Raw genomic sequence first — 8,976 nt, 5'->3', positions numbered from 1 at the left:
AAACTAATAAAACGGAGAGCCTATGGCTTTAGAAACTTTCGGAATTTTTGGGTTAGAAGTATGTTGTCTTGGCATCTTGTCTGTTGATTTAGCATAAAGGGTAACGAAGAGCCAATGGTACATTCTCATTCCACCAGTCTAGCTGGTACTTTCTTGTGTATAAATTACCCTAACACAATCCAATTGCGGTATAAAAGATATTTTGTATAAAGGATATCTCAATAAATTGACTCACAAAAATGGCTATGGTAGAACCCTAAATACAGTAAGCGGATCAGCTCACTGTACCTAATTCCATCCCCTAACGAGGTCATTTATCGATGAGTCATCTTTTCAGGCAGTCGCGCCACCTCGCCGCTCTTTTTAAAATCGCCGCCACGACCACCGGAGTGGCCTTAGCTGTAACGACCGGAACATCGGCGCGTGCGGCGGGTTTTCTCCCCTTTTCCTTTCAAACCAACGTTACCGCGAGTCCAGATCTAACCGGAAATCCTAATCTTCTCAACGATCCCACTAAAGATGTCCGTCTCGATTCGGTGGTTTTCAACGGTTTAACGGTCAGTCAGTTTGATCTGGTCAATGCGGGTCGGGTTATCCGCAACGATACCGCCGACGTTACCGTAGGGGGAATCACATATACTAACGGAATTCTCCATGCGGGTCACGGACCGAACACGACTAGCGATCCCCTGGTCGGGGAGGGTCCAGCGAAACCGAACCCCACCGACGCGGATATCGCCGCCAGTTTGGGCAATTTAAATCTGAATAGTCTCCTCGTAACCCGTGAGAACGCCGATACTGCAATTATCGAGGTTTCTTTCCTCCGACCGGTGAATACGTTCTTTTTCTGGGAACGGGGGGGAACGCCTGGGGGAACCGTTGCGGGGGATAGCGATTTACTGGTGGAAGCGCTCGCGGAAGATGGAACGACGGTCTTAGCCAGTTATAAAATTTTACGCGCGAACTACACGAAAGCGGACTATAACATCAGCACGATCGTTCCTCCCGTCCTCAACAACGGCCCGTTCAATATTGGTTCGATCGGGATTCGGCTCGACGGTATCCGCGCGCGAACTCTGCGCTTAACTAGCGAGCGCAATAACGATCTCCAACGTTTGAACGGAGTCGGCGATAACGGGCCAGATTTCAAAGTAATCGCCGCCGATGTCAAGGTTCCCGAACCGAGTATCGTGTTCGCCACTCTACTCGCAGCAAGTCTTGGAATCTTTGTGAAACGAGAGAAGGCCTGATCGTTCTACTCGAAGTAGGATAGGAAGTGAATGCTTTTAATGCTGTTTAAATGCCATCAACCAGCGAACTGTCATTCATGAAAAAATAGCGATAAATGGGTTAAAACCCTCTATTTATCCAGTATTAAGGAGATAATCACCCTTTTTCCTTGATCGCACAGATCGAGGAATTTGCCCTTTATTTTCGTCCGTGAGCGCCTATGTCTGACCGTTATCGTTTCGAGACGCTGCAAGTACACGCCGGCCAGGAACCTGCCCCCGGAACCAACGCCCGTGCCGTTCCCATCTATCAAACCACCTCCTACGTTTTCAACGATGCCGACCACGGGGCGCGACTGTTTGCCCTAGAAGAGTTCGGCAACATCTACACCAGGATCATGAACCCGACCACCGATGTCTTCGAGAAGCGGATCGCCGCTTTAGAAGGGGGTGCGGCGGCCCTGGCCACCTCTAGCGGTCAGGCAGCCCAATTTCTAGCGATCGCTAATATTGCCGGTGCGGGGGATAATATCGTTTCCACTAGCTACCTCTACGGCGGAACCTATAATCAGTTCAAAGTCTCCCTACCACGTTTAGGAATAAATGTCAAGTTCGTCGATGGCGATGAGGCCGAGGCTTTTCGAGCGGCGATCGATGATCGCACTAAAGCCTTATACGTCGAGACGATCGGCAATCCCCGATTTAATATTCCCGATTTTGCCGCCCTGGCCCATATCGCCCACGAGAACGGCATTCCCCTGATCGTCGATAATACCTTCGGCTGCGGCGGCTATCTCTGTCGCCCGATCGAACAGGGGGCCGATATCGTGGTGCAATCGGCCACCAAATGGATCGGCGGTCACGGCACTTCCATCGGCGGAGTAATCGTCGATTCGGGTAAATTCGACTGGGGAAACGGCAAATTTCCCCAGTTTACCGAACCCGCGCCGGGTTATCACGGGTTGAATTTCTATGAGGTATTCGGACCGTCCGGCCCTTTGGGCAATATCGCCTTTATTATCCGGGCGCGGGTGGAGGGATTGCGGGACTTCGGACCCGCCTTGAGTCCGTTTAACGCATTTTTACTGCTACAGGGATTGGAAACCCTCTCCCTACGGGTCGATCGTCATGTATCCAACGCCTTGGCCCTGGCGAACTGGCTCAAAGAACAGCCACAGGTGCAATGGGTGGACTATCCCGGATTACCGGAACATCCTTACCACGAACGGGCGAAGAAGTACCTAAAACACGGCTTCGGCGGGGTTTTAGCCTTCGGGATTCGGGGCGGTTTCGAGGCCGGGCGGAATTTTATCAACCGGGTGAAACTGGCCAGTCATCTCGCCAATGTGGGCGACGCAAAAACCCTCGTTATCCATCCCGCCTCGACGACTCACCAGCAGTTAAACGAGGAAGAACAGCGATCGGCGGGAGTAAAGCCCGAATTAATCCGCGTTTCCGTGGGTTTGGAACATATTGACGATATTATCGAGGATTTCCAGCAAACTTTCCAGAGTTTATAACCAATCACCCCGCCCATGGATCGCCTAGACTTGATCTCCCCGGAAACCCGTTTCTATTCCCCACCGCGTCCTTTTGTTCTCGAATCGGGGGCGGTTCTCGAAAGGGTGCGGATCGCCTATCGAACCTGGGGAATTTTGAATAACAAGCGGGATAACGGGGTTATTGTCTGTCATGCCTTCACGGGATCGGCCGACGTGGAAGCTTGGTGGGAACCTTTGTTAGGAACCGGACGCGTTCTCGATCCCACCCGGGATTTTATTGTCTGTAGCAATATTCTCGGCAGTTGCTACGGGACAACCGGCCCCACTTCGATCGATCCCCGTACCGGTAAACCCTACGGCCCGACTTTCCAGGAGATTACCGTCCGGGATATGGTTCACCTACAACGGCTGTTGGTGGACGCATTGGGGATCGAGTCTTTGCGATTGGTGATCGGGGGTTCTTTGGGAGGAATGCAGGTTTTGGAGTGGGCGCTACTGTACCCGGAGAGGACGCGATCGATCGCTGTGATTGCGGCTTCGGGACGACATTCGGCCTGGTGTATCGCACTAGGAGAAGCTCAAAGGGGAGCGATCTATGCCGATCCCCATTGGCAAGGGGGAAATTATGCGCTCGATCGCCCTCCGGCCCGGGGTTTATCGGCAGCCCGGATGATGGCGATGACTACCTACCGATCGCACGCCAGTTTCGAGTCCCGTTTCGGCCGGGAGTACGGGGAGGGGGGAGAGTTTACGATCGCCCGCTATTTAGAATATCAGGGGAGAAAGTTAGTCGAACGTTTTGACGCTAATGCTTATATCACCTTAAGTAGGGCGATGGATCGTCATGATGTCACCCGGACGGGAAAAAGTTACGAATCGGTTTTACAGTCGATTCAACAACCGACGGCGATCGTGGCGATCGATTCTGATCTTCTTTATCCTCCCGTAGAACAAGAGGAGTTGGCGAAATATATCCCCAATTCTGAATTGTTTTGTTTGCGATCGCCGCACGGTCACGATGCGTTTTTAATGGATGGTGATATGGATGCGTTGAATGATCTTCTCGTCACTTTCGGGAATGGCTGGGAAATGGGAAATGGTCCCCGGTTGGGGATGGTGGGGTAGAGAGCGATCGGGGATTGATGACGACTAGGTTAAAAGTAGCTTGACTTTGTTACTCTACCTTCCATAGGCGTGACTTGATTTTTTGTGGACGATGTGTCACAATAAACCATATATATTCAAGTCAGAGCAATGTCAGAACTTCAATTATCATTATTCCCTCAAAATAATCAAGATATTGAAAAGACGAAAAAAGTCAAATTAGGACGTTATGAAAAAATTCAACGGGAACTACTGACCATCAAGCGTGATTTACATCAAGTTTTTGTGGATGTTAATTGTCCGATCGCTCCTCATCTAACTTATAACTTCATTGATTTATTTTGTGGTGCTGGTGGCATAACTCAAGGTTTAGTTCAGGCAAATTTTCATCCAGCAGCAAGTGTTGAAATCAATCCTGTCGCTTCATTAACACATCGGTACAACTTCCCACAATGCCATCATTTCTGTGGTGATATTCATGACTTTCAAGCAGAGAAATGGCTTATCTTGGCAGGCTCACCCGATATACATTTAGTGGTTGGAGGTCCGCCGTGTCAGGGTTTTTCGGTCGCTGGTAAACGAGATCCCAATGATCCTCGAAATCAATTATTTAAAGAGTTTATAAGAGTGGTTTCTGAAATTCAGCCTTGGTATGTCGTCATGGAAAATGTGCCAGGGATTCTCACGATGCAAAAAGGCAAGGTGAAAGAAACTATCTTAGAAGAGTTTGAATCGATCGGTTATTCTAATATTTCGATCGCTATTCTTGAATCTGCCGCTTATGGAATTCCTCAAATTAGACCGAGAGCAATTTTTATAGCTAATAGATTCGATCTACCTAATCCTTATCCTCAACCTCAATTACTACCTCATCAATATATTCCGATAGAGTCGGCTATTTCCGATTTACCTGCTTACACGCCTATTCCCGAAATTAATCATGAATGGACACGCCATTCCTCGAAGTATATGGAACGGATCGCACGAGTACCCCCCGGTGGTTCTCTCTATGAAACCTACGTTGATGCTTTTAAGCGCCAGTATCCAGGCAAACCGAGTATGACCATCAAAGAAAATCATGGAGGTACACATATTCATCCCCATCTTAATCGAGTTATTTCCGCCCGTGAAATGGCCAGACTTCAATCTTTCCCCGATTCGTTTATTTTTGAGGGAACCATGAAAAAAGCTATGTGGCAAATTGGTAATGCGGTTCCCCCACGTTTAGCCGAATGTATCGGATACGCTTTAATTCCTTATCTCAACAAAGTTGCTTTACAGCTAGAGCAAGAATCGCAGATTAATCAGAATTTAAATCCGATAGCTTGCGGTTGAGAGCAATTCTCCATTTCTGCAAATCATACCATCCACAGCCACTACACCCTACTTCCGCCGCTTTTCCACTTTTTGGAATGGTATCCGGCCATTTTTCATCACCCTCATAATAGTATTGGATACCGAAGGGATAGCCCCGATCCCCTGTTTGGTAGCATTTACGGCAGACTTCACGCTTCTGTAAATTGCGCTGATTCGTCAAAAGTTGAAATTGTTCTCGAATCTCCGTATCGGCCAAATGCTCTAATGAATCTCGTCTCGTATCGTTTCCCCAACGAATTTCTGGAAATTTATGGTCGGGTAACAGATTATCTTTCCCTACAGTCTTACCCTCGTAAGCATCATAACCACCGAGCAGATCAATGATTTTCTTTCGTAGGGATGACGACCATACTTCGTATCCAGATATTCCACCACGAGGTAGAGGAACAAGTATAATATGCGTTTTCTTGGAACCACAAGTCGGGCATTTTTTTGATGTATGAGTTGCGATCGTATATCCCATTTCTTTTAAATCTTGAATCCTTCTAGCCCAATTCGGATTCGGGGGTAATTGACAAGCAACACAAGTCCATTTAAAAGTGATGAGTACATCAAAGAATGATTTTGTTACTTCCGCTTCTTTCTGTAACCAGAAGACCTCTTGTTCTTGTCTCCACTTCGGATAATTACTCGGATGACAGTATAGAAAAGCTTGCTGAAGATATTCTTCGATTGCCGAAGATTCGGCCAGATCTACGCCAGTACGTCTATACTCAACTGGAATCGCGCCTTCCCAAATCGTACCGTCATCATATCGAAAAGTAACATCTATGTAACTTTCGGAAGCTTTTGAGTGTCTACGTTGTCCGTGTTGTACGATCTTTTCCATTGGTTTGATTAACTTTGTTTTCCAAGCCTTCTAATAGATTGGAGACATTGAGGTTCATTCCGTTCGCCAGACTAACAAGAGCGGTTACAGAAGGATTGCGAATCCCGCGCTCGATGCCAGAAATATATGTTCTATCTAGATTCGAGCGTGTCGCTAGTTCTTCTTGGGAAATACCTAGATTTTCTCTGTGTTGTCTTACTAACGAACCCAACGCTTTTAAAATTTTTGCCTTGTTTTCGTCCATAGCTCTATCCTGACCGAACATAGACGATGAGTCCACGGACGATCTGTCACATTCCGAGCGAAGCACTAGAAATCGAGCGGCTTTTGAGTATCGCTTGCCCGTTTATATCTGATAATCCATGACGAAAACCACCTTACCACCCCGTGCGTTGGCACTTAAGGCAGCGGTCATCTTCTTGGGATAGGGGAGATTGAGATTATTCATTAACTGAATAAAATCCTCGCGATTGCGGCCGGCGAAACGGGGATTCCAGCGCTTTTCCTCACCGATCGAGGAGACCGTTCTTCCCAGATAATCGTGACAGGGATAAACAAGCGTATCGTCGGGGAGGGTGAATAACTTCTCCGTCACCGTCCTGTATAGTACTTCCGGCGAACCGTTCTGAAAATCGGTGCGACCGCAACCGCGAATTAAGAGTGCATCCCCCGTTAATAGGCGTTTTTCATCGATGAGATAGGCTATATGACTATCGGTGTGGCCTGGAGTGGCGATCGCTTTTAGCTGCTGACCTGCCACGATCCAGAGGTCGCCATCGCGCACATAACCATCGATATCGCTCACTTCCGCGTTTTCGGGAACGAGGATCGAACAGTTGGTTAACTCGCGTAATCGGTGCGCTCCGGTGATATGGTCGGCGTGGACATGGGTTTCCATCGTGTAGCCTAGAGTTAACCCCAACTGCCAAAGAATCTGCCGATCGCGATCAACCTGTTCGAGGACCGGATCGATTAAAATCGCCTCCCCCGTAGCCGAATCAGCGATCAGATAGGTGTAGGTACTCGATTCCCTATCAAAAAGCTGGCGAAAAATCGGCGCTGCCGGCCGGAATGCGATCGAGTAGGCCGCGGGGAGAGAAATTCTCTCTTTCAGCGATCGCAACAAATCCCGGGCCAGTTCGGCCGCCTGTAAACGCAGTTCGGGAATGGCGGTGGTTTCCCAGAGATCGCCTTTGCGGGGATTTCCCAAAGTGTAGAGGGTTGGCGATGCCGTACCGTCCGGCCTGAGAATCGCCCCGTTGTCCGCGGTTTCGATACCACAATTCAAAGGATGGGAACGGATTAACCCCCGTTGGCGAAGATGAACGACGAGGGGATCGGTTATGGTCCTGTAATCGTTACTCGCGCCGGTACAGTTAATGATTCGATCGACGGTTAGGTTTAACAGGTTTCCCGTCCCCCGTTGACGGATAGTAACCTCTACACAGCCGTTTTTAACCTCAGCAGTTTCAATTCTTCCCCCATGATAGGTTAATTGTCCCGATTCTACAGCCTCATCGAGGATACCGGCGATCTCGTCGGCGACGCGATGGCGAAGAACCTCCCAATAGGCTTTCAGGTGGCGTAGAAATCTGGCGCGTTCCGCTATCGGCAGACAATGCCATAGACCTTGAGATATCGGACGTAAGGCGTTTAAAACGGCCCGCCAGTCGTGACCTTGACTCTCTGCGGTTTTTACCTCCGCGCGAATCCGCCCTAGGAGTCTCCGCGTGGTCTGGGGCGCGGTTTCGAGGGTGAGGAACGGGGGATAGGGATCGGTGGGTCGGTGCGATCGAGGGATCAGTCCATGACGGGAAACCGCGTCGATTTTGCCCGTGAATCCCCTTTGTGCCAGGGAAACCACCATATCCACCATCGTTAACCCCGTACCGACGAGCAGAATCGTCCCGTCGGGTTTTAGCTCGGCGAGTGTGTCCGTCTCCCAAGCGTCGCGGAGATAGAGGGAATTGAGAGACGCGAGGGGTTGGGGAACCGTTGCGGGAAAATTGCCCAGCGCCAGAACTACTTTAGCGGCGCTGATTTTCTTGCCTCCTTTGAGGGTAATCGTCGCCTTTTCCCCGTCGAGTGCCAGATCGATCGCCGCATCGGTAAACGTTTCCAGACGGTGATCGGCAATGGCGTTGTCCCGCGCTTCTTCTAGGATCGATCGGATGTATTTGCCGTACACTAGACGCGGGACGAAGCTGGCCGGATCGATTGATCGATAGCCGTTATCCGCTAACCAGTGGAGGAAATGTTCGGGATCGTCCTCGAAGGCGCTCATTTTGCCGGCGGGAATATTGAGCAGGTGGCCGCTGTCTCGCGTTCCGTAGGCGATCCCCGTACCGAGGGGTTTTCGGCGCTCGATCAGGGCGATCGATAATGGAGTCCCCGTGTCGCGTAACAGGTTCGCTGTCACCAGGGAACCACTAAATCCTCCCCCGATAATGGCGATGTCGAAAGTTGCAGAAAATTGATTCCGGTCAATGTAGCTCATAGATAAGTAGCTGGTTATAATTAAATTAAAAATGGATTTTAGGTTCGATCCCCCCTGCCCCCCTTGATAAGGGGGGTGCCGATCTCCCCTTAGTCCCCCCTTAATCCCCCTTTAATAAGGGGAGCATCTGATAATTTTTAACGCCTACCTACTTAACTATCGGGGAGGGAATTAGGGGTATGGTAAGGGTTAAAGAGTTAGTATTACTTGGTCTAAGTAAGTAGTTATAATTAAATTGAAGATAGATTTTGCCTCTGATCCCCCCTGCCCCCCTTGATAAGGGGGGTGCCGATAGGCGGGGGGATCCCCCCTGCCTCCCTTGATCTATCCATTAGTCACATCTTTCTTAACATAAAATTTGACAAAAAGAGAAAAGTGTGCTAGATGGCTCAAGGGGGTTCTATGGGGGAACTAATTTGATGAGATAGTTTCCAAGTC

The 8,976-nt window shown here is 49.3% G+C and carries 7 protein-coding genes and 1 pseudogene; 4 read left to right on the top strand and 4 right to left on the bottom strand.

The annotated features are described in order from the left end of the window. The first annotated feature begins 320 nt into the window (after positions 1-320). From LW728_RS20405 to LW728_RS20390, 4 genes are all read left to right on the top strand, one after another. Positions 321-1,250 carry an exosortase-dependent surface protein XDP2 gene (locus LW728_RS20405; protein ID WP_287767943.1) on the top strand — a complete coding sequence of 310 codons (930 nt, stop codon included), beginning with the start codon at positions 321-323 and terminating at the stop codon, positions 1,248-1,250. 200 nt (positions 1,251-1,450) lie between these two features. After that, positions 1,451-2,749: an O-acetylhomoserine aminocarboxypropyltransferase/cysteine synthase family protein gene (locus LW728_RS20400; protein ID WP_287727069.1), complete on the top strand. Its 1,299-nt coding sequence runs from the start codon at positions 1,451-1,453 to the stop codon at positions 2,747-2,749. A 15-nt stretch (positions 2,750-2,764) separates the two neighbouring features. Continuing rightward, a complete protein-coding gene (gene metX, locus LW728_RS20395) occupies positions 2,765-3,856 on the top strand; it encodes a homoserine O-acetyltransferase MetX (RefSeq protein WP_287767940.1) in 1,092 nt (363 codons plus the stop codon). Positions 3,857-3,985: 129 nt separating this feature from the next. Continuing rightward, positions 3,986-5,170: a DNA cytosine methyltransferase gene (locus LW728_RS20390; protein ID WP_052276021.1), complete on the top strand. Its 1,185-nt coding sequence runs from the start codon at positions 3,986-3,988 to the stop codon at positions 5,168-5,170. Here LW728_RS20390 and LW728_RS20385 read toward each other — a convergent pair. The 4 genes and pseudogenes from LW728_RS20385 to LW728_RS20370 form a co-directional block, all read right to left on the bottom strand. Further along, positions 5,136-6,041, bottom strand: coding sequence for a hypothetical protein (locus LW728_RS20385; protein WP_287767938.1), 906 nt, complete (start codon positions 6,039-6,041; stop codon positions 5,136-5,138). The genes LW728_RS20390 and LW728_RS20385 overlap by 35 nt on opposite strands. Beyond that, positions 6,010-6,285: a helix-turn-helix domain-containing protein gene (locus tag LW728_RS20380; protein WP_052278399.1), complete on the bottom strand. Its 276-nt coding sequence runs from the start codon at positions 6,283-6,285 to the stop codon at positions 6,010-6,012. The genes LW728_RS20385 and LW728_RS20380 overlap by 32 nt, the downstream gene beginning before the upstream one ends. Before the next feature lie 102 nt (positions 6,286-6,387). Beyond that, entirely contained in the window at positions 6,388-7,095 is a 708-nt protein-coding gene (locus LW728_RS20375; RefSeq protein WP_287668316.1) for an MBL fold metallo-hydrolase, read from the bottom strand. 963 nt (positions 7,096-8,058) lie between these two features. Then, positions 8,059-8,538: pseudogene (locus LW728_RS20370) on the bottom strand (FAD/NAD(P)-binding protein); the annotation flags it as partial. Between the last annotated feature and the right edge of the window lie 438 nt (positions 8,539-8,976).

Origin of the sequence: Microcystis sp. 49638_E5 (assembly GCF_021300285.1) — a bacterium.
GTDB classification, from domain to species: Bacteria; Cyanobacteriota; Cyanobacteriia; order Cyanobacteriales; family Microcystaceae; genus Microcystis; species Microcystis aeruginosa_C.
This window is presented reverse-complemented; position numbering and strand designations above follow the sequence as displayed.

Coding starts and splice junctions, on each gene's coding strand:
- LW728_RS20400 (WP_287727069.1), top strand. CDS start 1,451: ATGTCTGACCGTTATCGTTTCGAGACGCTGCAAGTACACGCCGGCCAG.
- LW728_RS20385 (WP_287767938.1), bottom strand. CDS start 6,041: ATGGAAAAGATCGTACAACACGGACAACGTAGACACTCAAAAGCTTCC.
- metX (WP_287767940.1), top strand. CDS start 2,765: ATGGATCGCCTAGACTTGATCTCCCCGGAAACCCGTTTCTATTCCCCA.
- LW728_RS20380 (WP_052278399.1), bottom strand. CDS start 6,285: ATGGACGAAAACAAGGCAAAAATTTTAAAAGCGTTGGGTTCGTTAGTA.
- LW728_RS20405 (WP_287767943.1), top strand. CDS start 321: ATGAGTCATCTTTTCAGGCAGTCGCGCCACCTCGCCGCTCTTTTTAAA.
- LW728_RS20390 (WP_052276021.1), top strand. CDS start 3,986: ATGTCAGAACTTCAATTATCATTATTCCCTCAAAATAATCAAGATATT.